22 protein-coding genes and 1 rRNA gene are annotated in these 24282 nt (G+C 47.5%); 8 read left to right on the top strand and 15 right to left on the bottom strand.

Annotated features, from left to right (window positions below):
- From GQF01_RS09175 to GQF01_RS09165, 3 genes are all read right to left on the bottom strand, one after another.
- Window positions 1-70: ribosomal RNA gene (locus GQF01_RS09175) — 16S ribosomal RNA — on the bottom strand; the annotation flags it as partial.
- A gap of 456 nt (window positions 71-526) precedes the next feature.
- On the bottom strand, window positions 527-916 hold the full coding sequence (locus GQF01_RS09170) for a VOC family protein (protein WP_161406536.1): 390 nt from the start codon (window positions 914-916) through the stop codon (window positions 527-529).
- A gap of 106 nt (window positions 917-1022) precedes the next feature.
- Window positions 1023-1244 (bottom strand): hypothetical protein, encoded by a 222-nt coding sequence (locus tag GQF01_RS09165; protein ID WP_161406535.1) that lies wholly within the window; start codon window positions 1242-1244, stop codon window positions 1023-1025.
- A 156-nt stretch (window positions 1245-1400) separates the two neighbouring features.
- On the opposite strand from GQF01_RS09165, the gene GQF01_RS09160 reads away from it, so the two are divergent.
- Both GQF01_RS09160 and GQF01_RS09155 read left to right on the top strand, forming a co-directional pair.
- Complete coding sequence (locus GQF01_RS09160; RefSeq protein ID WP_161406534.1) at window positions 1401-1679, top strand: hypothetical protein; 279 nt, start codon at window positions 1401-1403, stop codon at window positions 1677-1679.
- A 142-nt stretch (window positions 1680-1821) separates the two neighbouring features.
- Window positions 1822-3972 carry a 5'-nucleotidase C-terminal domain-containing protein gene (locus GQF01_RS09155; RefSeq protein WP_161406533.1) on the top strand — a complete coding sequence of 717 codons (2151 nt, stop codon included), beginning with the start codon at window positions 1822-1824 and terminating at the stop codon, window positions 3970-3972.
- An 82-nt stretch (window positions 3973-4054) separates the two neighbouring features.
- Here the strand turns inward: GQF01_RS09155 and GQF01_RS09150 are convergent, their stop codons facing one another.
- Complete coding sequence (locus GQF01_RS09150; protein ID WP_161406532.1) at window positions 4055-6757, bottom strand: response regulator; 2703 nt, start codon at window positions 6755-6757, stop codon at window positions 4055-4057.
- A 152-nt stretch (window positions 6758-6909) separates the two neighbouring features.
- Between GQF01_RS09150 and hisC the strand changes: the two genes are divergently transcribed.
- Both hisC and mscL read left to right on the top strand, forming a co-directional pair.
- Window positions 6910-8058 (top strand): histidinol-phosphate transaminase, encoded by a 1149-nt coding sequence (hisC, locus tag GQF01_RS09145; RefSeq protein WP_161406531.1) that lies wholly within the window; start codon window positions 6910-6912, stop codon window positions 8056-8058.
- Window positions 8059-8142: 84 nt separating this feature from the next.
- A complete protein-coding gene (gene mscL / locus GQF01_RS09140; RefSeq protein WP_161406530.1) occupies window positions 8143-8610 on the top strand; it encodes a large conductance mechanosensitive channel protein MscL in 468 nt (155 codons plus the stop codon).
- Between the two features lie 60 nt (window positions 8611-8670).
- Here mscL and GQF01_RS09135 read toward each other — a convergent pair whose 3' ends face one another.
- The 7 genes from GQF01_RS09135 to add form a co-directional block, all read right to left on the bottom strand.
- Complete coding sequence (locus GQF01_RS09135; protein ID WP_161406529.1) at window positions 8671-9423, bottom strand: (S)-benzoin forming benzil reductase; 753 nt, start codon at window positions 9421-9423, stop codon at window positions 8671-8673.
- Window positions 9424-9459: 36 nt separating this feature from the next.
- Window positions 9460-10263: a hypothetical protein gene (locus GQF01_RS09130; RefSeq protein WP_161406528.1), complete on the bottom strand. Its 804-nt coding sequence runs from the start codon at window positions 10261-10263 to the stop codon at window positions 9460-9462.
- A complete protein-coding gene (locus GQF01_RS09125; RefSeq protein ID WP_145669159.1) occupies window positions 10260-10463 on the bottom strand; it encodes a copper ion binding protein in 204 nt (67 codons plus the stop codon). Before GQF01_RS09125 ends, GQF01_RS09130 begins: the two co-directional genes overlap by 4 nt.
- 40 nt (window positions 10464-10503) lie before the next feature.
- Window positions 10504-10833, bottom strand: coding sequence for a metal-sensitive transcriptional regulator (locus GQF01_RS09120; RefSeq protein WP_161406527.1), 330 nt, complete (start codon window positions 10831-10833; stop codon window positions 10504-10506).
- An 81-nt stretch (window positions 10834-10914) separates the two neighbouring features.
- A complete protein-coding gene (locus GQF01_RS09115) occupies window positions 10915-13158 on the bottom strand; it encodes a heavy metal translocating P-type ATPase (RefSeq protein ID WP_161406526.1) in 2244 nt (747 codons plus the stop codon).
- A gap of 150 nt (window positions 13159-13308) precedes the next feature.
- A complete protein-coding gene (locus GQF01_RS09110) occupies window positions 13309-13806 on the bottom strand; it encodes a hypothetical protein (RefSeq protein ID WP_161406525.1) in 498 nt (165 codons plus the stop codon).
- 423 nt (window positions 13807-14229) lie between these two features.
- Window positions 14230-15273 carry an adenosine deaminase gene (gene add / locus GQF01_RS09105; protein ID WP_161406524.1) on the bottom strand — a complete coding sequence of 348 codons (1044 nt, stop codon included), beginning with the start codon at window positions 15271-15273 and terminating at the stop codon, window positions 14230-14232.
- A 360-nt stretch (window positions 15274-15633) separates the two neighbouring features.
- Between add and GQF01_RS09100 the strand changes: the two genes are divergently transcribed.
- The gene (locus GQF01_RS09100) at window positions 15634-17526 is read left to right on the top strand and encodes a rhamnogalacturonan lyase (protein WP_161406523.1); all 1893 of its coding nucleotides are present in this window, start codon (window positions 15634-15636) and stop codon (window positions 17524-17526) included.
- Window positions 17527-17588: 62 nt separating this feature from the next.
- Here GQF01_RS09100 and GQF01_RS09095 read toward each other — a convergent pair whose 3' ends face one another.
- Together GQF01_RS09095 and GQF01_RS09090 are read right to left on the bottom strand one after the other, a co-directional pair.
- The gene (locus GQF01_RS09095; protein WP_161406522.1) at window positions 17589-18431 is read right to left on the bottom strand and encodes a helix-turn-helix domain-containing protein; all 843 of its coding nucleotides are present in this window, start codon (window positions 18429-18431) and stop codon (window positions 17589-17591) included.
- 27 nt (window positions 18432-18458) lie between these two features.
- Complete coding sequence (locus GQF01_RS09090) at window positions 18459-19166, bottom strand: DNA alkylation repair protein (protein WP_161406521.1); 708 nt, start codon at window positions 19164-19166, stop codon at window positions 18459-18461.
- A 121-nt stretch (window positions 19167-19287) separates the two neighbouring features.
- Between GQF01_RS09090 and GQF01_RS09085 the strand changes: the two genes are divergently transcribed.
- Complete coding sequence (locus GQF01_RS09085) at window positions 19288-20085, top strand: Cof-type HAD-IIB family hydrolase (protein ID WP_161406520.1); 798 nt, start codon at window positions 19288-19290, stop codon at window positions 20083-20085.
- 59 nt (window positions 20086-20144) lie between these two features.
- Here GQF01_RS09085 and GQF01_RS37090 read toward each other — a convergent pair whose 3' ends face one another.
- Window positions 20145-20414 (bottom strand): toxin-antitoxin system TumE family protein, encoded by a 270-nt coding sequence (locus GQF01_RS37090; protein WP_407945400.1) that lies wholly within the window; start codon window positions 20412-20414, stop codon window positions 20145-20147.
- A gap of 122 nt (window positions 20415-20536) precedes the next feature.
- Here GQF01_RS37090 and GQF01_RS09080 point away from each other — a divergent pair, with 122 nt between their 5' ends.
- Together GQF01_RS09080 and GQF01_RS09075 are read left to right on the top strand one after the other, a co-directional pair.
- A complete protein-coding gene (locus GQF01_RS09080; protein ID WP_161406519.1) occupies window positions 20537-22153 on the top strand; it encodes a long-chain fatty acid--CoA ligase in 1617 nt (538 codons plus the stop codon).
- A 27-nt stretch (window positions 22154-22180) separates the two neighbouring features.
- Window positions 22181-23023, top strand: coding sequence for an SDR family oxidoreductase (locus GQF01_RS09075; protein ID WP_161406518.1), 843 nt, complete (start codon window positions 22181-22183; stop codon window positions 23021-23023).
- Window positions 23024-23376: 353 nt separating this feature from the next.
- Here the strand turns inward: GQF01_RS09075 and GQF01_RS09070 are convergent, their stop codons facing one another.
- Window positions 23377-24249: a carbohydrate ABC transporter permease gene (locus tag GQF01_RS09070; protein WP_161406517.1), complete on the bottom strand. Its 873-nt coding sequence runs from the start codon at window positions 24247-24249 to the stop codon at window positions 23377-23379.
- Window positions 24250-24282: the final 33 nt, after the last annotated feature.

The following is a 24282-nucleotide window of genomic DNA, read 5'->3' as shown; positions in this document are numbered from 1 at the left end:
TCCGCTCGACTTGCATGTATTAGGCACGCCGCCAGCGTTCGTCCTGAGCCAGGATCAAACTCTCCATAGTAGAAAAGCTTAATTGTACTCATTGACTTGCTAGCGAGATTATGTTTATGTAATCTCTTTTTGAACGATTTCTCGTTCGTGCTTACTCACTCGTTGTTCAGTTTTCAAAGATCAATTTACTTTCGTTCTCTGCCGTGTTACCGAAGCAGCGAGAAGTAATATACCACAGCTCGTTCATCAATTGCAAGCACTTTTTTCTTGTCAATTTCTGTCGTTCGCTGTTGGGAAATTAATACTACCATACGTTTCCCTTCGATTGCAACTTCACTTCATGGTTCCAAGTGATTCGCCGCCGAAGCAACGAGGTATAATGTAACATGCTCGGAAACCAATTACAACCCCTTTGGAAATGTTCCGCAATTGCCATTGTTTTGAATGTTTTGTTCTATTCATACATAAAAAATGGATGCATCATATGCACCCGTTTCAATCGTGTATCTTCTATATGTAGATTTGATTACCGAGTAGATTGGAAAAACTCAATACGCTCCCCATCTAATCCATTAAAGAAGAAATACTTGGAGCCATTGGGCAGTGTCGTGATTTCTTCATCTAATTGTTGAACAGCCAATCCTCGGATACGAGTAAACTCAGCATCAACATCGTCAACGGTGAAAGCCAGATGATGAACTTTTCCTTCTTGCGGCAAACCTGCATTGTAACCTTCGATGAGTTCAACTTCCGTTTCATTCAGCGCTTCAAAACCCAGAAAGGCAAGACGGATGACTCCATTCGTATGAAGCAAAGTCCCTTTGTGCTTAAGACCAATCACTTGCTCATAGAAACGAATCGACGCTTCCAAGTTCACTACCATTACACCGACGTGCTCCATTTTCAAAACTGCCATTGTTCATACCCTCCCTATTAAACTCCCACTTTCTATATTATTGTATCGAAAATAGCAGATGAGGGCTAGAACATCATCTTAGTTAATTTAGATTAACGAAAGGCATCTACGTTATGAAAAGTGTTTCAATCTCGCCATTTAGTGAAAAGAGCGTAACTTCCTCATTCGTAATATTGACCAAACCAAGGTCATCGAACAGTCTGCGGATTTTAGCATTAGATAAATGCTTGAGAATCGTTTCAACTGCAGCATGCAGATGATCCTGATGTTTGGATTCATAAAACATAAGAACTTCTTTTTCCTCGACACGTATTCTCGTATGTATCATACAAGATCCCCCCCAATTCCAATGGCTCAATTGTATATTTTGGGAATAAGGAAAGTGTGAAGATATTATTAGGTAAGTGTTAGGCTTAGAATTTGCACTCAGATACCTTAGTCGTTGTATACTGTTGCTAGGACGGTTAGTTGGGAGGGTAACAACATGAGATTGCTAAAGCTTCTTCAGATCTACGAAGTAGACGGGATTACGCCCAAACATCAATCTGAGCGATTCAATTTTGATGAGATTCAAGGACAGACTTTTCGTGAAATGACCCCAACTGAAGTCGGATCACCAATGATCTTATCCGGCATACATCGATATATCCCATTCAAAACTACTAGAGTTCAAGCCATAGATAGAGACGGATTGGATTTTCGGGTTCTTACTCGCAATACAATCTACCATTTTGAAGTTCATACCGAGCCCAAAGCCACTTAACCCATTTGTGGGTTAGGGGCTTTTTTTGTTGTTTTTTATAATAATAATTTCTTCACTTCTCAAAAACTACCAATTCCCTTTATACTAATAGACAGGTTAATTAACCTATGTTCTATTATTATGAAGGAGGTCTTTCTATCACATGAAAAAAACACTACAAACTCGTCTTACAGCCCTCGCTCTTGTAACCGCTCTTACAAGCTCTTTTACTGGCAGTATCGCCCTCGCGGAAACAGCAGTACCCGCAGCTTCTACGACAATGAAGTCAGATATGCGTCTTGCCATTGATAACGGAGCCGTTGAAGGCTACGGGGATACCGACTACCGCGGTGCAAGCTCGGTTACACGTGCTGAGGTTGCTACAATGATCAACCGTGCTGCTAAATTGAAAAGCGCAGATTCTGCTTCTGTCACTTTCACTGACTTGGCTAATTGGCAGAAACAAGCTGTTGCCAATGCAGTTGCAGCGAAGCTGCTCAGCGGATTCGCTGACGGAACGTTCCACCCGGATGCTTCTGTCACTCGCCAAGAGCTTGCTGAGTTAATCGTTAAAGTGGTAACTGGCGGTAACCTGCCAAGTGTGAATGAGAATGTTTTGAACTACTTCAAGGACTCCGATTCCATTGCAAAAGAATCACGCCCTTATGTCGCGTATGCGGTCATCAGCGGTATTTTCAGCCCGACGCTTGATGGAAACTTCAACCCGACAGCTGCCGTTACGCGTGATGAAGTCGCTAAGGCGCTTAAGCCAATTTTATTTAAGGTCGTTGATATTCTAACTACGAACGATATTCACGGTAAAATCGAAGTTGGATTCGATAAAAAACGCAACCAAGGTCAAGGCGGTATTGAAACGCTTGGCGGGATCGTCACCGATTTCCGTGCAGTGAATCCTGAAGGTACCGTTGTGGTAGACGGCGGAGACGCTTGGCAGGGTACGCTTATTTCGAATACGACCAATGGTCAATCCGTCATGGACACAATGGCTCAAGTGAAATATGATGCTGCTGCTATTGGTAACCATGAGTTTGATTTTGGCCGTGACGTTTTAATTAATAACATTAAGAATGCGAAATTCCCGATTCTCGGCGCTAACATTATCGACACGAAAACAGGTAAGCGCGTGGATTGGACACAGCCTTACGTGATCGTTGAAAAAGATGGCCTGAAAATCGGTATCATCGGCTTCGCGACTCCGCAAACAACATCAACGACGAAATCAACGAACATTGAAGGACTTTCTTTCGTGGATCCGGTTCCTTTAGCCAAAGAATTATCAGCTGAACTGCGCGCCAAAGGCGTTGACATCATTATGGTTACTTCCCATCTACCTGGTGAGCAGAACCAAAAATCCGCTGAAATCATCAGCGAGCTTGCCGATCTGGCGAAAGGCACTGGCAACGGAACGCTGGATGCAATCGTCGGTGGACACTCTCACATGCGTGTTTCCGGAATCGTGAACGGCATCCCTGTTGTAGAAGCGCAAAGCTGGTTGTACGCGGTTGGTCACATTCAACTATTCGTAGACAAAACTACCAAGCAAGTCGTTTCTTCGAACGCCAGCCTACTTGAAACCTACACGAACCTAACAACGGCTGACGCGAAAATCCACCAAACGGTAGAGGATTACAAAGCGAAAATTTCCGAGAAATCCGGTGAAGTTGAAGTTGTTGTCGCTGAACCGCTTGGACGTAAATCGTTCCGTTTCGATACAAATGGCGGCGTAGATCGCGATGGCGCTTCGCAACTGGGCAACAGCATCACGGATGCGATGCGCGCTGCTGAGAAATCCGACATCGCCTTCACGAATATTGGCGGTATCCGCGCTGATGTAGATAAAGGCGAGCTAACTTACGGCGAAATGTTTGAAGTATTCCCCTTCGGCAACTACAATGTGACAGGCACAATGACGGCTGAGCAAATTAAAAAAGCGATGGAAGTAACGGACAAGTATACGAACCTTCCTGCTATTCAATTCTCCGGTCTTAAAGTTGAGTGGGATAGCACAAAACCTGTTGGCGAGAAATATTCCAAAATCACACAAGTAGATGGTACCCCGATCTACGTGGACGGCAAGTTCAATACGGACCGTACGTTCAAAGTGACGACGAATGATTTCATGGCAACAGGCAGCGGCGATGGCTTTACCGTATTCGGTGAAGTGAAAGATTGGAAAGATGGCGCGATCATGCTCGATGCATGGGTTAATTACGCGAACTCCCTGAAAGCTGCGGGTAAAGAGCTATCTGTTAAAGACGATGGCCGTGACGTACGCTTGGATCTAAAGAAATAAGCACTCCTTTATTCATTAATCCCATTAACTAATAAAAGGTCTTTGATCAATCCCTCACAGGAGAAATCAAAGACCTTTTTGATTATGCTAACCAAACTCGTATAAGGGACAGCAATTGATTTAAATTTAGTGGCTTGCTGATATAGTCGGAAGCGCCCGCTTGCAGACAAATGTCACGATCCTGTTTCATCGCTTTAGCCGTTATTGCTATGATGGGCAGATGCTTGTTGCGTTCATCTTTTCTAATCATACGCATCGCTTCATAGCCGTCCATCACGGGCATCATCATATCCATAAGGATGATATCAATCTGCGGCTCCTTCTGCAAAATAGCCAGACATTCCTGCCCATCATGCGCAATGATGACGGTCATCCCTTCATTTTCAAAAGCGTTGCTTAACACAAAAACATTTCGAACATCATCGTCAACGACCAGCACAACCTTCCCGCGCAGCATGTTTGGCTCCGCTAAAACCAGAGAGGTTTCTTCCTGCTTTGCTGTAGTGGTGTCATAAGTGGCTGCCGCTTCCTCCCATGCTGGTTGAAACTCGCTGATCCCCGGCTCCAAGGAGGGGAGGTAGACCGTGAAAGTACTTCCCACTCCCTCTTCACTACTCATCCCAATTTCCCCGCCAAGCAGCCCCGCTAGTTCACGAGAGATGGAGAGGCCAAGGCCAGTCCCCCCGTATTTCCGATTGGTTGTGCCGTCAGCTTGCCGGAAAGGCTCGAAAATAAGCGCCTGCTTATCAAGAGGAATGCCAATCCCCGTATCCCTAACGGAAATGGCAAGGACTTGATTAGGGTTAGCAGAAGGCAGCACCTCCGCAACTTGATCTGCTTCGCATCGCTTGATGCTCACATGAACACTGCCCTCATGCGTAAATTTAAACGCGTTCGACAGCAAGTTTTTCAAAATTTGACTGAGCCGCTGCTCATCCGTATAGAAGTGCTCCAGCACTGGAAATTCCAGCTCAATGTTCAAGAGCAGATTGCGCTGCTCAGCCACCTTGGCAAATTGACTTTGAATGAGCTTAGGAAGTTCTCTCACATTTAATTCCCCAATATGAATATCCAACTTACCGGCTTCCACTTTCGATAAATCGAGAATATCGTCAATAAGCAGCAGCAGATCGGTTCCAGAAGAATGAATCACACGGGCATATTCCTGCTCATCGATGCTCAAGTTCCCCATCTTATTTTCTTGCAGCATTTGGGATAAAATCAGCACGCTATTAAGCGGTGTACGAAATTCATGCGACATATTAGCCAGAAACTCCGATTTATACCGAGAGCTTAGCTGCAGCTGGACCGCATGCTCTTCTAGAGCTACTTTGATGCGTTCAAGTTCCTTGGATCTTTCATCCGAACACCGGTTATGCTCCTCTAACTGTTCATTCGTCATGTGCAGCTCTTCCTGCTGACTTTGGAGCTCTTCCGTTTGAATCTGCAGTTCTTCGGTCATGAGCTGAGACTCCCGGAGCAGCCTTTCCACTTCCACACGCGTTTGCACACTATGAACAATGGTTCCAAGTACGTCGAGAATATCTTCAAGAAGCTCCATCTGTTGATGGGTGAACTTATTTAAACTGGCTAATTCCATAACGGCAATAACTTCATGATGATGTAAGATCGGCACAATAAGAACGCTTTGCGCTTTCACAGCGCCGAGTCCTGACGTTATTTTGACATAATGATCAGGCACATTCATAAAGTGGAACATCCGCTTCTCCAGAGCGCATTGACCGACTAGTCCTTCCCCCAAATGAAATCGATGAATGCCGATGTCATTCTCATTGTCCATCATGGCGTATGACGCTATTTTCTCCATGGCAACTTTGCCCTTGTGAGTAGTACGAAGGTAAAAGAGGCCGAAGGATGCACCGAATAGCTCAGCAGCTTTAGTAATAAAGGAAGAACCTAACGTTTCCATATCCGAAATGCCTTGAAGCATATGCACCACTTCCGCAAGTTTGCGCTGCTGCCATTCTATCTCCTCTTGATTCTCTAGAAGCATATTCGTTGCCTCAGCAAGATCCTTCACTTCATCGTTCATGGTGACATTTATGCGCTGTGAGTAGTCTCTCTTGAATGAGCTTAATTTCAAAATACTTTTGGTAACCTGCTTAATCGTTCCAACAATCGACTGCGATATCAAAAGTGCAGCTGTTAATGAAAATATAAGAAGAAGAGTCAACATGACAAACAAGGATCTCGTGAACATTCTGTTCTGATTGTCTAACAGCTTGGCCCTATCTTTGGTAAGCGCTATCTCAATATTCCGGAAGCGATCGAGCTGCGAACGGATATCCTCCACATTTTGCTTGCCCAAATAAAAGTCATAGGAATTAATGGAATATGCACCTTCGCCTTGTTCCTTTTTCATCATTGGGCCCGTTGCCCCGTCAAGCTGCATAATCCAGCGTTCTATCGTCTTTTTGATCGTTTGTAAACTTTGCTCTTGGACAGCATTTTCCCGTGTAAGCTGACTCAGCCTCATGTAGGATTGCCGCCAGTTGTTCTCTCCATTGTGGTAGGGTTCAAGGTAGGTAGAATCTCCGGTTATCAGGTAACCTCGTTGCCCACTTTCCATATCCATCACATATTTCTCGATGCTGTTGATTTCACTATGGACGGCAAAATCATGCTCAATAATATAATTTCTATCCGTTTGCATCGAGGTCACTTGATTAATCACTAGCGTAAATACAACACTTATACAGGCGAAAATGAAAATGTAGCCAAGCATAATTTTGGATCGGATACCAAACCTCTTCTTTTTTCCCATCCGTGCAGTGTCCTCTCCTTAACGTCGAATTACGCATCTCTACGTATTATACTACTCTCCTAAAAGTTGGGATATGGAATTTTTATACTTTACTACTTTACCGAGTTAATGTATTATTTAACTAAAGCATATATATTCAAGGAGTGATACTTATGAGCAATCGCACAACGGATCATATACGCCCACGCGGCGTCCTATCTCGCATGAAGCCCTATACGCCTGGCAAGCCGATTTGGGAAGTACAGCGCGAATTAGGCATCGACAAAGTGACCAAACTCGCTTCCAACGAGAACCCCATTGGCCCGTCTCCATTAGCTATTCAAGCCATTCAGTCCTATCTGACAGATATTCATCGCTATCCTGACGCTGACACGATTGATCTCTGCAGCGCTATTGCCAGTAAGCTCGAGGTTAAGCCAGATCAAGTCCTTGTCACGAATGGAGCCGATGAGCTCATTACCCTCCTATCTGAAACGTTCCTAGAGGAAGGAGACGAGGTTATCGTGCCCTCTCCGACTTTCAGTGAATATGAATTTGGCGCTAATCTAATGGGGGTCTCAGTCGTACAAGTGCCACTCTGTGAAGACTACCGTTATGAAGTGACGGATCTTCTGGCCGCTGTAACCGAGAAGACGAAGCTGCTTTATATTTGCTCGCCAAATAATCCTACAGGCACTTATATGAAAAAGCAGGACTTGCATGAGCTAATGGATAAGCTCCCTTCTCATGTGCTTGTTATTTTCGATGGGGCTTACAGTCACTTCGTAACCGCGGATGATTATTCCGACGGGCTTGAGCTGGTGCGCCAAGGATATCCGATCATCGTCACACAAACCTTCTCCAAAGTGTATGGTTTGGCTGGCATTCGTGTTGGTTATGGCATTGCTTCCGCAAGCATTTTACACCATATTCGTCAGGTCAAAGAACCTTTTAACGTAAACGCCTTAGCGCAAATCGGCGCCGCCGCTGCCATTCAGGACGATGCGCATCTCGAAGCAACACGGGAAATCAATACGCTCGGCAGAGAGCGACTTTATGAAAGTTTGCAAGAGCTAGGATTCAAATTCACGCGCAGCATGAGTAATTTCGTGCTTGTAGAGCTTGGTCCAGATGCGAAATCCATCTATGATCAATTGATGCAAAAAGGCGTTATCCTGCGGTATGCAGGCGCGTGGAATTTGCCCGATCATGTGAGGATTTCGATAGGGACCCCGGACGATCATCAAGCCTTGATCAGTGCCTTGCGTGAGGTGCTGAAGGAATCCAAAGAAGAGCAACTCTTATCTGCTCAAAAGGATTAAACAGCTTCGCGAGCATCCAACTCATTGTTCGACAGCGACAAAATATGCTACAATGCAAAAAATGCCGTTTGTTGGAGGTTCGCTATGCTGAAGGAATTTAAAGACTTTGCTTTTAAAGGGAATATGGTCGATCTAGCGGTGGGTGTTATTATCGGGGGAGCTTTCGGAAAAGTCATTACATCTATCGTCAACGATGTGATCATGCCGCCTATCGGGCTGCTGCTGGGCAGAGTGAACTTTAATGAACTTTTCATATCCTTGAATGGCAAACATTACGATAGCCTTGCTCTATCTGTCGAAGATAAAGCGCCAGTTCTGAAGTATGGGGCCTTTATTTCTACTTTCTTAGACTTTTTAATTGTTGCCGCCGTCATTTTTATTGTTGTTAAGCAATTGTCCAAGTTCCGCAAGAAAGAAGAGCCGAAAGAGAAAGCTCCTGCGACAAAATCTTGCCCGCATTGCTTGTCAGATATTCCAGCGCAAGCAACTCGCTGCAAATACTGTACATCTGAGCTGTCATCCGGGCCATCCGTGTCAGGAAGTATTCAGTAGGCTTTCGCGCTGCGCGATACATAGGAACATGAGAAAAGGAGTTAAGCGCTTGTTAGCCGCTTAACTCCTTTTGGTGCGCAGATCGGCGATCTCGCCCTGCGTGAAAGCATCTCGCTGCAGCAGCTCCAGAAGCTGCGCCGCTGTAGCTTCAGGCGACTGCAGCTCGCCGTCCGTATGCAGCTTCACGAACCGGTTTAGTTGCGGGAAGTCCGCTTCGGATGCAGCGCGAATCGACCGCTGCATATCCGTATCCACGACCCCCGGTGCAACGGAGAACACCTCCACCGGGTAGGGCTGTTCCAGCTGCTCGACGCCAATACATTGCGTCAGCATATCGAGCCCGGCCTTGGCGGTGCAATACGCCCCCCAGCCGGGATACGGCTTCTTCCCCGCGCCCGAGGAGATGTGAACGACCCGCTTCGTTATCGGCAGCGCCTGCGTCTGCCGAATGAAGCTGTTCGTCAGCAGCGTGGGCGCGACGAGATTGACCTGCAGGCTTCGCTGCAGGTCCTCTTGGTCAGCTCGGCCGATGAACGTCATCGGTTCGAGCTGGCCCGCGTTGTTGATGAGCGTGATGGCATCCGCTCGATCAACCTGGCCGAGGATTCGCTCCATCAGCGAATCCAGGCCGTCTGTTTGCGCCAAGTCGTAAGCATGAAAGGTGTAGTCACCTTTCATGCTTGACGCCTCTTGGCGGAGGCTTGGACTTTCGCCGCGCGACACGCAGTGGACTGCGGCGCCTTGGTGCAGAAGCTGCCTCGCAAGCTCAGCTCCGAGGCCTTTGGAGCCCCCTGTGATAATATAGGCAGGCATGGTAACCGGCTCCTTTTTATATAGATAGGGTGTAGATTAAGGGACTTTCACAACAAAAGGGACCGTAAACACTTTGCCGTTACGCTGAAATTCTCCCCAGATTTTGTAAACTCCGCTCTTGGGAAACGTCGTCATGAACTTGGCTTCAGGCCCTGATGATTTCTCGTCCGTCGGATGGACATGCAGGTATTGATCCGCATTCGCGTCCAGGATAACAACATGCCCAACAGCACCTAAATATGGCTGCAAATCCTTAATAGGTGTTTTGGAAGCTGCATCTTGAAAAGTGTAAGTTAGATTAAGCTCCATCCCTGCCATAAGATGATCGATTTCTAAAGTAACTTCATTGCCATCTACGGTCTTAGTCCATGCGTTCTCCGGTTCAATAGCCACTGGTGACGCTGGGTCCCCTTGTACAGTCAAGGTGTAGCTTTTGACCGTCTTCTCTTTCCCGCTAGGCAGAAAATCTGCAAAAAGCCGGTAATCACCGCCCGATGGGAACTGCGCCGATACCGTAAACAGACCTTTTCCTTTATACTCCGGATGCAGATGCTTGTAATAAGAAAGATCCTTGCTCACCGCGATGAGATGCATCTTTTTCTCATGATTCAGGTCAAAATCATTGATCGGCTTACCGCTACTATCCTGAATCTGAATCGTCACCGTTGTCTCTTCCTTGGCCTTCGCTTGCGGTGCTTGAAATATCGCCTGAATTTCCTCCGCTGAACTCCCCGCTTCATGACCGTTACTGTGTTGTACCGGATGATTCGTCGTCTGCGCCTTCCCGCACCCGCTCAGAGTAAGTGCCAATGACAATACGATAAGAATCGTTATTCTCATTGCACCACATCATAGCCTTGCTCTTCGATTGCTTCTTTGATCGCTTCCACACTCAGCTTGTTTTCATCGTACTCCACTTCTACTAATTTACCGGCTAAATTGACTTTGCCTTCAGCACCAAGCTCTTTCATGGCTTTCTCAACAGCGTTCACACAGTGGTTACAAGACATACCTTCTACTTTTAAAATAACGTTGGACATTACAATCACTCCTTCATTAAATTTAATTTCTAATTTTTCATTATTTCATCAGGGTATTCATTGTTTTGAGCAGTTCATCAACGACATCCATGTCGCCTTCTTGAATGCGTTCGACGACACAGCTTTTGAGGTGACCTGCTAGCAGCAGCTTGCCAACCCCATTAAGCGCCGATTGAATCGCGGCAATTTGATGCAAAACATCATCGCAATACGTATCTTTCTCGATCAAACCTTTGACCCCGCGAACTTGACCTTCAATGCGATTCAATCGCTTCGTCAAATCCGCTTTGAGTTTATCGGAATGATGACTCTTCCGCTCCTCTTCATCCGAGCCGCAGTGGCCCACTTCCGTGTCCAATTCCTTATTCATAGGCCTATCTCCTTTGAGAGCTGTTTACTACTTATCATACCCCCATCCCGTATATTGTCAATCCTCTGGCATGCTCCTCTCTTAAAGTTTAACCCTTTGCAGCCGAAGAGCATTCAGCACAACAGAAACAGAGCTTAACGCCATAGCGGCTCCTGCTACCCAAGGCTCCAATAAGCCTAAAGCAGCGATTGGAATGCCAATCGTGTTGTAACCGAGGGCCCAGAACAGATTTTGCTTAATATTGCGCATCGTCCGTCTGCTCATTTCAATGGCATCTGCAATGGAGGTCAAATCCCCGCGCATTAACGTTACATCCGCCGCTTCCATGGCTACGTCACTTCCTGTTCCCATGGCCATGCCGATATCTGCCATTGCAAGGGCTGGCGCATCGTTAATGCCGTCGCCAACCATTGCGACGCGGAACCCCTCCGCTTGCAATCTTTTCACTTCCGCCGCTTTGCCTTCTGGCAAAATCTCGGCCAACACCTGCTTGATGCCAGCTTGCTGGGCAATAGCTTTTGCCGTACGCGCATTATCGCCGGTGATCATGATGACCTGAATCCCCATTGCTTCTAAGCGGGATACCGCTTCCTGCGACGTTTCCTTGATCGTATCCGCCACGGCAACAAATCCAGCGTACTTGCCGTCAATGGCTGCCAGCATAACGGTTTTGCCATCGTTCTCTAAGCGTTCCATCTCCGTTAACGCTTCGGCGATATCGATCCCCTTATCCGTTAGTAATCTTCGTGTTCCGATGACGACCTGACTGCCTTCCACTTGAGCTTCCAGCCCAAAGCCAGGGATGGCTTTAAAGTCCGTAGCTTCTGGCAAAGATGGAATCGACGGTAATATTCCTTGAACGATCGCTTCGGCTAGCGGATGTTCCGAGCTGCGCTCTGCTGCTCCGATAAAGCGTAGGAAAGATATTTGATCCATATGCGTTTGAATATCTGTAAGCTGTGGTTTCCCTTTCGTTACTGTGCCCGTCTTATCCAAAACTACAACGTCTAGGTGATGGGCTGCTTCCAAATGTTCGCCACCTTTGAACAAAATGCCTAATTCCGCTGCGCGTCCGGATCCCGCCATAATCGAGGTTGGCGTTGCCAAGCCCAATGCGCAAGGGCAAGCGATGACGAGGATCGCGATCGTTTTTTCGAGTGCGCCAGCGAAGTTAGCTGGGTCAAACCAGAAGTACCACAGGAAAAAGGCGATAAGGGCAATCCCTACGACAATCGGGACAAAAATACCCGAAATGACGTCCGCCACACGCTGAATCGGTGCCTTGGACCCCTGCGCCTCTTCAACAACTTTGATGATTTGCGACAGCACCGTGTCACGGCCAACCTTAGTGGCCTGTATGCGAAGTACGCCATTCTTATTCAGCGTAGCTCCGATCACTTTATCGCCTTCGCGTTTCTCAATCGGCAAGCTTTCACCCGTCAGCATGGACTCATCCACCGAGGAATGTCCTTGTAAAACCGTACCGTCTACCGGAATCTTCTCACCCGGTTTCACAATGGCGACGTCACCTGGCGTTACTTCTTCCAGCGGAATGCTGATTTCTTGCCCATTACGGATAACCAGGGCGCTCTTGGCCTGAAGGCCCATAAGCGATTTAATGGCTTCCGAGGTGCGCCCTTTGGCCAGAACTTCGAACCATTTTCCAAGAATGACAAGTGTGATGAGGATGGCGCTGGTTTCATAGTACAGCTCAGGTGCATGGTGATGCTCGCTTAGCCCAGCCCACTGGAACGTCAGGTACAAGCTGTAGAAGTACGCGGCTGATGTTCCCAGCGAGATGAGCACATCCATATTGGCGCTTTTATTCGTGAGCGCTTTGTAAGCTCCAATGTAGAATTGGCGCCCAATGAGAAACTGGACTGGTGTTGCGAGAGCCAGCTGCATCCATGGATTCATGAAAAGCTCCGGCACCCAAATCCACGAGGTGAAGGAGAAATGGCCAACCATCGCCCATAACAATGGGACGGAAAGTATGGCTGAAATCCACAGCTTGCGCTTATGCTTCTGTATCTCTTTCGCACGATACTCGCTGGTTTCGGCCTGTTCTCTTTTGCGCGCTGCTTCGTATCCCAGCTTGGCTACTCGCGCTTGCATCTCTTCCGGTGTTACCTCTGAGGATTGATAGACGATGCGTGCAGTTTCCATTGCCAGGTTGACGGATGCTTGTGCTACGCCGGGCATTTTGTTCAGCCCTTTTTCAATTCTGGTTGCGCATGCGGCACAGGTCATTCCTGTAATATCGAAATCAACCGTTGATGTTGATCGGATAGCTGGCTGCTGCTGTCCTGCAGATTCGGTAATCATATGATTTCACCTCACAGTGATTCGTATTTGTTTATATTTGTATAGTATACCCCCCTACCCTATATTGTCAAGAAGTAATGAATATTATATGTCTGGATAGAACAAAACACTTGTCCTTTGTTAGAACGAGTGTTTTGTTTAAAAGTTTATTTAGTTTGCTGGAAGGTCCAACTCTTTACGTAATTCTTTCACTGTTTTTGCTGATTTACTTTTGCTTAGATAAGCTTGTTGTTCTTTTTCATATTTAGTAATTTTTTTCTCAAGCTCTTCAGCTTTCTTCAAATACTGACTATCTTTTGTCTCTTCGGCCATGTATTTTAGCTGACCTACCGAATCTTTCATACTAGCTATGTAACTTCTAAGCTCATTCGCGAATTCATCCTCACCATCGGGATCAGTAACTTTCTTTTCCTTTGCTACTTCTTTACCTAAATTTTTGAGATCTTTGCCAGCGTTAACGGTTGCTTCAATCTCTTCTGGCGTTTGATTCGGCATCTCGTGTAATTGTTTTTTCTTTGATTCAAATGCTGACTTTAAATCATTCAGATTTTTCATGTGGTCCACATCCCCGAAAGCTACTCCTGCGGTTATAAGGCTGCTTCCGAGAATACCAGCAGTGATCGCGATAACAGTTAACTTTTTTTTCATTTTGTTATTCCAATACTTCCTCTATTTTTATCGGTCATCACCCTAATTTCTAAACGCCTAGAAATTGGACTTTAATACTAAATTTTATATTATATTCATAATAATTCAAGAAATAGGATTTGTCGATCCAAAAAACTTTTTAGTTAACTGCTCGCGGTCTTATGTCTGTTTTTGCGCTTACGTTGGGGTGAAGCATTGAAATCAATAATTCCTCAGAGTGCATCCCATATAAAACTGGTTCTCGACTTCGTTCGATTGTTTCGCCAATCCATTTTGGCCCGAGAAAGCCAAAAAGAACGTCTCGGGAGCCTAAGCGTCGGGAACAGGTAACGAGACTTTCAAAAAGGCCGGCTCGCATGAAAACTAAACAAAGAGGACCCCTTTCGGAGTCCCCTCATGATGGATTGAAGTACTTATCATTACTCATTGGATACCCATGTCTTTGATTTCAGCTTCCATCTCCAGCCGCAGCAACAACTTATCGCTTTCCTCCATAAATGCGGCTTCCACCCCATTCATCACAAGCCTAACAAGTTCAGGCTCCGTAAAACCAAAACGGTCTGACAGCACGCGGTACTCATTCGTAATATCCGTACCCGAGACGCTCGGATTATCCGTATTTATCGTGACGAGGAGGCCCCGCTCCAAGTATTCGCGGATCGGATAGGCATCCCAGCTGGCAACGGCCTTCGTTTGGATGTTGCTGATCGGGCACATTTCAAGGGGGATGCGGCGGTCTTTGACCATTTCGAGAATGTCGCTGTTCTCTTTCAGCCTGACACCGTGCCCGATGCGCACCGCACCGAGATTCGTTACGGCTTCATACACATTCATCGCGCCTGCCGCTTCTCCGGCATGTATGGTGACAGGGATGCCGAGTCGACCCGACTCCGCAAAAACCTCCCGGAACCATTCCGGCGGATAGGACGCCTCATCACCTGCTAGGTCGACGGCGACTACGCCTTTACCGACAAACGCTGCAGCCGCACGAATCACTTCCAAGTTGCTTTCGCACGAATGATTTCTCATACAGATCGCAATAACGCCAGCTCTCACGCCAAAATCCCGCTGTCCGCGCTTCATCCCTTCTACGACATAATGAATCGTTTCTTCCACGGTCAATCCGTTATTCCGATGCAGCTGCGGTGCAAAACGCACCTCCACGTATTTGCAGTTATGCTCTGCCGATTGCTGAGCAACCTCGTAGGCAATCCGCTCCAAAGCTTCGCCCGATTGCATAAAGCGAGTCGTAAAATCAAATTTACTTAAGTATTCGATAAGACTGCCACATTCCTCGCCTACACGCATATGCGGAATCAATCCCTCTTTATTGTACACGGGAAGATCAATGCCTTGATCTAGGGCAAGCTCCAGAATCGTTTCCGGCTTCACACTCCCATCCAAGTGCAAGTGAAGATCAACTTTAGGCAGTCGCGTTAGCCAATCATGCGTCCGATTGTATGCCATCTTCCATCATTCCCTTCGTTCATATTGGTTAGAGCAGTCACCTGGTGCTGTATGCCTCTACAAAGAATTTTACTAACTTTAAAACAATGTTACCTATATGTCAATATATATAACAATATTTTATCAATACACTATATGTGTTATGTTTTATAACGCAACTGTGACTTGACCTCTTTTTTTCCAAAGAGCAGTATTGTGTAGGAAGTTAGCCATTGTCTGCATTAAAACCTCGCTGCTCTACAAGGTATAATCATAAATGTAAGCGCATCCACAAATGAGAAGGAGGATACAAGTGAAGTAGCCTACATCACAGACATGCACAATTGCAATACCATTCGACGATCCAAGGAGGTTGTAGAAATGTTTAAAAATGTGAAGCGTCTAATACGAACCGTCTGTTATGTTACGTTAGGCTCGCTCCTCATCTCGTCCTTCGGTATTCAAGCACCAACGGCGCACGCAGCAGCAGCCCGGCAAACGGAAAAGCTCGACCGGGGACTGGTGGCCGTCAAAGTATTAACTGGTGTGCTTGTTAGCTGGAGACTCCTGGGTACTGAGGCAGCTAGTACTTCATTCAACGTATACCGTGGCGGCGTAAAACTTAACGCATCCCCCATTACAACTAGCACAAATTATCAAGATAACGCGGGAACTACAAGTTCAAGCTACACGGTTCGTGCCGTCATAGGCGGTGTCGAACAGACCGCATCCGCTGCTGCAATCCCATGGGCTAATAATTATTTGGATGTCCCTCTTCAAAGGCCTGCCGGCGGTACAACCCCAGATGGCGTAAGCTATACCTACAATGCCAATGATGCGAGTGTCGGCGATCTGGATGGCGATGGACAATATGAAATTGTTTTAAAATGGGACCCATCTAACTCCAAAGACAACTCGCAGGACGGATATACGGGTGAAGTGTTTGTCGATGCTTATAAATTGAACGGAACTCGGCTATGGCGAATCTCTATGGGGAAAAACATTCGCGCAGGCGCTCATTACACCCAGTTTATGGTCTATGATTTGGACGGGGATGGGAAAGCTGAAGTCGCGATGAAAACGGCAGACGGCACGAAGGACGGCACAGGGACAGTGATCGGCAGCTCAACCGCCGACTATCGCAATTCAGTAGGCCGGGTCCTGACAGGGCCTGAATTTTTAACCATTTTCGCTGGACCGACAGGTCAAATATTAACGACTACGAACTACGATCCGCCACGCGGCACGGTTGGGGATTGGGGCGATACGTACGGCAACCGAGTAGATCGCTTCCTAGCTACGATCGCCTATCTGGATGGGGAGAAACCAAGCTTGGTGATGGCCCGCGGCTATTACACACGCAGTGTGCTAGTGGCTTACAATTGGCGGGGCGGTACACTTTCGAAGCTGTGGACTTTTGACAGCAATGGCTCCGGGAACTCGGCATATGCTGGCCAAGGGAACCACAACCTGACCGCAGCTGATGTGGATGGAGACGGCAAAGACGAGATCGTATACGGCGCCATGACAGTTGACGATAACGGTGCGAGGAAATATAACACAGCGCTAGGCCATGGTGATGCCCTTCATGTAGGCGATCTTGATCCGAATAGCGCGGGGCTCGAAGTATTCAAGGTTATGGAAAGTACAAGCGCTGCCTATGGAGCTGCGGTCTGGAATGCAGGCACTGGTGCGATACGTTGGGGCGTACACACAGGTGCTGACACCGGAAGAGGCATGTCTGCCGATATTGATCCAAGATATGCCGGCGAAGAAGTGTGGGCAAGCAATGGTGTCGGATTGTACCAAATAGGTGGCACCAAAATCAGCTCTACTGTCCCCTCTTCCATCAACTACGGCATCTGGTGGGACGGCGATGTGTCCCGTGAGCTGTTGGATCATAATTGGGATGGCACCAATGGCGTAGGCAGAATTGATAAGTGGAATTATACAAGCCTCAATACAACAACTCTTTTAACCGCCACAGGCACCTACTCGGACAATGGAACAAAAGGGAACCCTAGTCTGCAAGCCGATATTCTGGGAGACTGGCGCGAGGAGGCCATTTGGCGGAAGTCCGATAGCTCCGCACTGCGCATCTATGCTACTCCTTACGAGACTAGCACACGTCTATGGACATTAATGCATGATCCTCTATATCGTCTGGATATTGCCTGGCAGAACGTAGCTTACAACCAGCCGCCACATACAAGTTACTATCTTGGAACAGGTATGGCGGCACCAACGCAGCCAAGTATTTACGTAACTCCATAACTACCTTGCCAATGAGGGGCTGTCCCACAAGTAGATTACTACTTTGGAGGCAGCCCCTCTTTTTAATTCCTAGCATGGAGAATATGTTTTCTAAACACCGCGGGCGGTGTTCCATAAAATGCAGCAAACTGACGCGAGAAGTAAAAGGGATGGTTAAACCCGACTTCCTCAGCAATCTCTGCAATGCTTAGGGTGGTCGTTTCTAGCAGCTTTTTAGACTGCCGGAGCCTGATTTTATTTAACATTTCCATGACGGCCTCGCCAGTCTGTGTTTTGAATAGATGTGCGAACCTTGAGGCTGACAGATTAACCCTAGCTGCCAGTTCCGGCACGTTGAATGGCTTTCTATAATGCTGGGAGATCAGCTTTATCGTCTCTTCCACGCGTGAATCCATCTGAAAGTGTTTTTCGAGAGTATTTTTTGATATCAGGAGAAGGATTTCCTCCAATGCATTAACGGCTAATCTTTCTGAAAACAGATCCGTTTCTTCGTTATACTGGATTAGGCTGTTGAAAGCTCCTGCCAGGTGAAACCAATCTTTTTCATTATCGAAACGGGCAGATCGAATTCCCTTAATCATTTCTGGGAGCTGCAGTAAAGGCAGCCAATCTTCTCTGGGAACAAAATGACACCAATTAAACTCCCATACCGTATGTTCCGGAGTTCCATAATAATGCGGTGTTCCAGGGGTAATGAGGGAAATTTCGCTTTCGGGGCATTCGCAGGCTTCGCTGCCGTTATGAAATAAGCCCTTTCCGTGCAGCGTCATAGTGAGGTAGAAATCCTTCGTTCCTTTCGACCGCTTCACTCGATAGCCGAACGGCTGGCGGTAGCGGCCTGATACTAGCTTTCCAGGGATCGTCGTGCGGTTCTCTTGCGCAGAAAAACACATAAATTCCGACATGAGTTGGATTCCTCCAATTCCTAGATATTAACTAGTATATCGCACTTTCTCTTTCTCTTCCTTCTGCTGAATGACCTTCAGCGCTTCCCGTACACTTAGCGGCGAAAGCTCAGTCTCAGCGACAAACGTCTGCACGGCTGCTGAATCTGTCTTCGAGTATTCCCGCAAGGCCCAGCCGATCGCCTTGCGGATAAAGAATTCATTCGAGTCCGCCATACGCCGAATGCAGCCGAAAAGAAGCGGCACGTCTGTGCGCTGCTTATATTTGAGCTGGAACAATATTGCGGTCCGCTGCAGCCACATATTGCCTGACGAGAGCCATTTCTCCACATATGCCGGGATAAGATCTGGATATCTCTGCAAGTGAACACCAATAAGATGGTCAGCAATTGGATCGACCGTATCCCACCAGGAATTCGTAACGACCATGTGTTCCAGCAAATGAATATGCTCTTTTTCCGCTTCTTTACGAAGCTGAGTGAGCAGTTGAAGCGCTGTGTAATGGAATTCCCGCTCAGGCAATGCCCAGAGTTCTTCAGCTACCTTCACACCTTCGGCTCCTCGGGGATAGCCGTGCTCCTTCCAAAACTGTTTCGTCAATGCTACGCGCTGCGGATTCCGAATACCGAGGAAAGGAAATTGGTCACGCATATAAGCCGACATTGCAGCTGCATCAACCTCGCTGCTGTGCGCTCTCAGCAATGCCTCCAGCTTGTCCGTATAGAATGATGCCATCGTTGACGCGCCTCCTTTTAAACTGAAAAGCTCTCGCTTTATTCTAGCAATTCCGGTTTGATTCGGGTATGCTTAAAGCAGAATTTTTATATAGACTACCTATCGGAACGGAGAGGAACACATGACTTACAAGTTAGTAGCATCTGATTTGGACGATACGCTTTTGCGTGATGATTTGACGATTTCTGAGGAAACGATTAACGCGATGCACCAAGCAGTTGCGCAGGGTGTGACAGTTACGATTGCAACAGGCAGAAGCTTCCCATCCGCAGCCAAAATCGCTAAACAAATCGGGCTCAACGTACCGATCATTACGTATCAAGGTGCATCGATCAAGAATCTCCTCGACGAGGAAGTCCTTTACGAGCGTATGGTGCCCGTCGAAAGCGCGCGCTACCTGCTCGATTATTGCGAAAAGAGAAATCTCCATCTTCAGCTTTACCATGGTGACGAGCTTTATGCAGCTGAAGATAACGACAAAATCAAAAATTACGTACGTCTTTCCAAGACGCCTTATATCATCGGCGACCTGCGCCAATGGATTGATATTCCGCAGCCTAAGCTGCTGATTGTGGACAAACCTGAGGTATGCGACCAAATTCGCGAAGAGCTGCTTCCTCTGCTCGGCGACCAGATGCACATTACGAAATCCAAGCCGCACTATTTGGAATTCATGCACAAAGAAGGCACCAAAGGTCATGCCATCGCGTTCCTTGCCAACCATATCGGCTGCACGCTGGATGAGGTCATTGCCCTCGGCGATGCGTGGAACGATCGCGAAATGTTGGAAGTTGCGGGACTTGGTGTCGCAATGGACAATGCTTTGCCGGAGCTGAAAGAGCTGGCTAATTATGTGACAACAAGCAACAATGAAGATGGCGTTAGGCATGTTATTGAGAAGTTTATTTTGAATGCGTAGAGGCCATTCATTTAGTTGATAAGAGTGATTGCATAAAAATGAGACCCTGTGTTGGGGTCTCATTTTTTGTATTTTTCTGCAATGCTAAGCATGTGCAAGAAATTAAGAACATCATCCAGGCTTTGAAAAGGGCTATGATCGTGTACTTTCCCTTCATTATCAGATGAGTCTTGTTTTTTATGAATATGGAGTGGGTCGAACCGTTTAATTGTTGTTACATCAGTACCCACTGGATGCTCGTGATTATGAAATTTCATGATGAGTGAGTTATCTTCGTTATACCAATTATAGAAATATTCTAATAGATCACCACTAAACGCATTCCACACTAGTTTAATCCTTGTCTTTTTTAATAAGAAATAGTGTGAACTTGTTCACTTTTGGACATATCTTGTCCCTCCTCCTTATATATTTACAATAGAAATAGACAATCCCCGGAGGTGTTTTCCAGTTGGACAATTACCCATTAACGCTGCGCTCTCTCTTCGAACGGTCCCAAGCCTTATTTCCCAAAAAAGAGGTTGTTTCACGAACAAGTACCGGCATTCACCGATATACGTACGCTGATTTTGGAAGACGCTCGAAGATGCTGTCTAGCTCACTGCAAGCGTTAGGGGTAAATCCCGGGGATCGAATTGCTACTTTTGCCTGGAATCATCATTGGCATTTGGAAGCCTATTTCGCCATTCCCTGCATGGAAGCAGTCCTCCATACGGTGAACATACGCCTCCCTGCCGAGCATATCGTCTACATTCTCAATCATGCGGAAGACCGATTCCTTTTCGTGGATGAGACTTTACTGCCCATAATCGAGAAAATTCAGGATCAACTGACGACTATTGAGGGATATATCATCATGTCGGATAAAAAGGAACTACCGCCTACTTCTTTACAGCCCGTCTATTTATATGAGAACATGATAGAGAGCGGTGATCCTCATTTTACATATCCTGAATATATAAATGAAAGCGCTCCCGCAGGTATGTGCTATACGTCAGCCACAACGGGACATCCCAAAGGTGTCGTGTACTCCCACCGCGGGATATATCTGCATTCACTATCCATCGGCTTGGCGGATACGCTAGCTCTTTCGGAACGCGACGCAGTGCTTCCTGTCGTACCGATGTTTCACGTCAACGCCTGGGGGCTCCCCTTCGCCTCGGTCTGGTTCGGCAGCAAGCAGGTGCTTCCCGGACCAGCGCCTACACCGGACATTCTGCTCCGTCTGATCGCAGACGAAAAGGTCACCATTGCAGCAGGCGTACCTACGGTTTGGACAGCTGCCCTTCAAGCCCAAGAGGAGCTGCAGCTGGATTTATCCTCTCTTCGCGCTGCGGTGTGCGGCGGATCTGCTGCCCCGCGCAGCCTGATTGAGAGCTACGAGCAGCGGCTGAAAGTCCCATTCTTTCATGCTTATGGCATGACGGAAACGTGTCCACTTGTTACTGTTGCTCGCCTAAAAAGCTACCAAGAAGAAGCTACGCTTGATGAACAGTACGCTACGCGTGCCACGCAGGGATTACTGGTGCCCGGGCTAGAAATGAAAATCGTCGGATTACAAGGCGAGGTGGCTTGGGACGGGAAGGAGATGGGGGAAATTTGGCTGCGTGGGCCGTGGGTAGCGACCGAATACTACAAAGATGCGCGAACGGCCGAAGGTTTCCAGGATGGCTGGTTTCATAGCGGAGATATCGCGGTAATTGATCAAGAAGGCTTCGTGAAACTAGTCGACAGAGCCAAGGATTTGGTTAAAAGCGGCGGAGAATGGATCTCCTCTCTCGACTTGGAGAATGCGCTGATGGCGCATCCGAATGTGTATGAAGCTTGCGTTATCGGCGTACCGCATGCCAAGTGGGGTGAGCGACCGCTCGCTTGCGTCGTCCTCAAAGACGCTGCGCTGCAAGCTGGCGACAAGAAAGGTTTACTTACGTTTATCGAAGACAAGTTTGCTAAGTGGTGGATTCCTGATGATGTGGTTTTCCTTCACGAAATCCCCCGTTCCTCCGTTGGCAAGTTTATGAAACGCGAGCTTCGCGAGCAGTATCAAACCTATTTTACAGGTGACTAAACTCTTATATTGAAGGGCAGTGTGAATATGTTCGATGCATCTTTGTTGAAGGATAAAGTCATTCTGATCACAGGCGGGGGCACAGGTCTTGGCCGTGCTATGGGGGAGCGTTTCCTGGAGCTGGGGGCGCGGCTTGCGATTACTAGTCGGCGTGAGGAAGTACTCGCGAAAGCAGCTTCCGAAATGGACGGTGAAGTGTTCTATAAAAGCTGTGATGTGCGCGATCCGCAGCAAATCGCAGATATGGTGTCGGCTGTGGAGCAGCATTATGGCCGGATTGATGTTTTAATAAACAATGCAGCTGGAAACTTCGCCAGCCCGACGGAAAATTTATCTCCGCGCGCAGTGGATGCGGTGCTGAATATCGTCCTTCACGGCACCTTTTACACGACGCTGGAAGTGGGCAAGCGATGGATCGAGCAAGGCGTCAGTGGGACGATGCTGAACATCGTCACGTCGTATGCCTCCACAGGCTCGGCCTTCGTTGTCCCGTCGGCGGCCGCCAAGGCCGGCGTGCTCGCTTTGACGCGATCGCTCGCCGTCGAATGGGCGCGCCATGGCATCCGGCAGGTCGCGATCGCGCCGGGGCTGTTCCCCACCGACGGCGCGTGGAGCCGACTGGCTCCGACGCCCGAGCTGTCGGAGAAGCTGCTCAACCGCGTGCCGCTGCGGCGGGTTGGGGAAAAAGATGAGCTTGCGAACCTCGCAGCTTATCTAATTTCGGACTACGCCGGGTACATCAACGGCGAAGTTGTCACGATCGACGGCGGCGAATGGCTGCAGGGCGCCGGGCAGTTCAACGATCTGCTCGAGGTGACCAATGAGCAGTGGATTGATCTTACGGATTTGTCGCGCAAGGGGAAATCGTAGCGGACACTTATTTGATGCAAATAGTGCAGCAAATTTAGGGATAATCGAGATATTCGGAGATAATCGTGTGTTTTGTGCAGCTAATTTCATCGATACCATCGAAAATGGAGAAAATCGATTAGATTTGATGTACTTTTTACATCTCTTCGTCTCATGAAGCGGTTAGGATGCAAATTTACTGTACTTTTTGCATGTACTGGCCCCCGAGCGCACATGGAAAAGCCCCCAACCTATAAGGTTAGGGGCTTGATCTAGGTTTAGACGACGGGCAGGTATTAAGCAGACCGAACATCCGAAAGTTATCCACAGAGGACCCAAACTTCAGGTTCGATCGACAGTTGATCCCCCCTACGTTATCCCTTGACTGCGCCAGCCGTCATTCCCTTCATAATTTGCTCCTGGAACAGCAGGAACACAACAATCGTAGGCAGCACGGCAATCGCAAGCGCAGCCATGGTCAGCTCGTAATCCGTCATATAGCCTGTAGCAAAGGCGGATAAGCTAAGCGGGACTGTTTTCAGCGCAGGCTTGCTAATAAAGACCAACGCAAATGCAAAGTCATTCCAAAACCTCAAAAATCCTAAGATCGCAACGGTAGAAAGCGCTGGCAAGCTAAGCGGAAGCATCATCCGGAAGAAAATCCCCCAATAGCCTGTGCCATCAATCAAAGCGGCTTCCTCAATTTCTTTGGGTATGGTGACTAAATAAGCAGCAACAACGAAAATCGCAAGCGGAAGTTCAAAAGCCGCATAAGGCAGGATAAGCGCACCGTACGTATTCAGAAGGCCGACTTTTTTCATAATAATAAAGAGAGGCACTAAAGTGCTGTGAATTGGAATGAGCATACCGAGCAGGAATAATCCCATGAAAAACGGCTTTAATTTAAACTCAAACCGCGATAAAACAAAGGCTGCCAGGGCACCCAGCACTAAGGTCAGCACGAGTGAAGCGATCGTAACGACCGTGGAGTTCCAAAGCGAAAGCCCCATCCCGGAAACTTTCCAGGCCCGGACGATGTTGTCCCATTTCCAAACTGACGGCAGTAAAAAGGGCCGCGAATGAAACTCTTCGTTCGACTTCAGCGCACTCATAAATAACCAAATGAGCGGGTACAACGTGACTAGCGCGTACAAGCTCAGCAAAATATTAACGACGCCTCGCGTCCAAACTTTCCGTTTCTTACCTCCAGCGGGAAAACCCGTCTGCATCGATACAACCTGCTCCATAGATGTCCCTCCTGAGAGAACTCAATTCCTAAT

Source organism: Paenibacillus silvestris (assembly GCF_009882985.1).
GTDB classification, from domain to species: Bacteria; Bacillota; Bacilli; order Paenibacillales; family NBRC-103111; genus Paenibacillus_E; species Paenibacillus_E silvestris.
The sequence above is the reverse complement of the archived record's forward strand: the minus strand, read 5'-3'. Positions and strand labels throughout refer to the sequence as shown.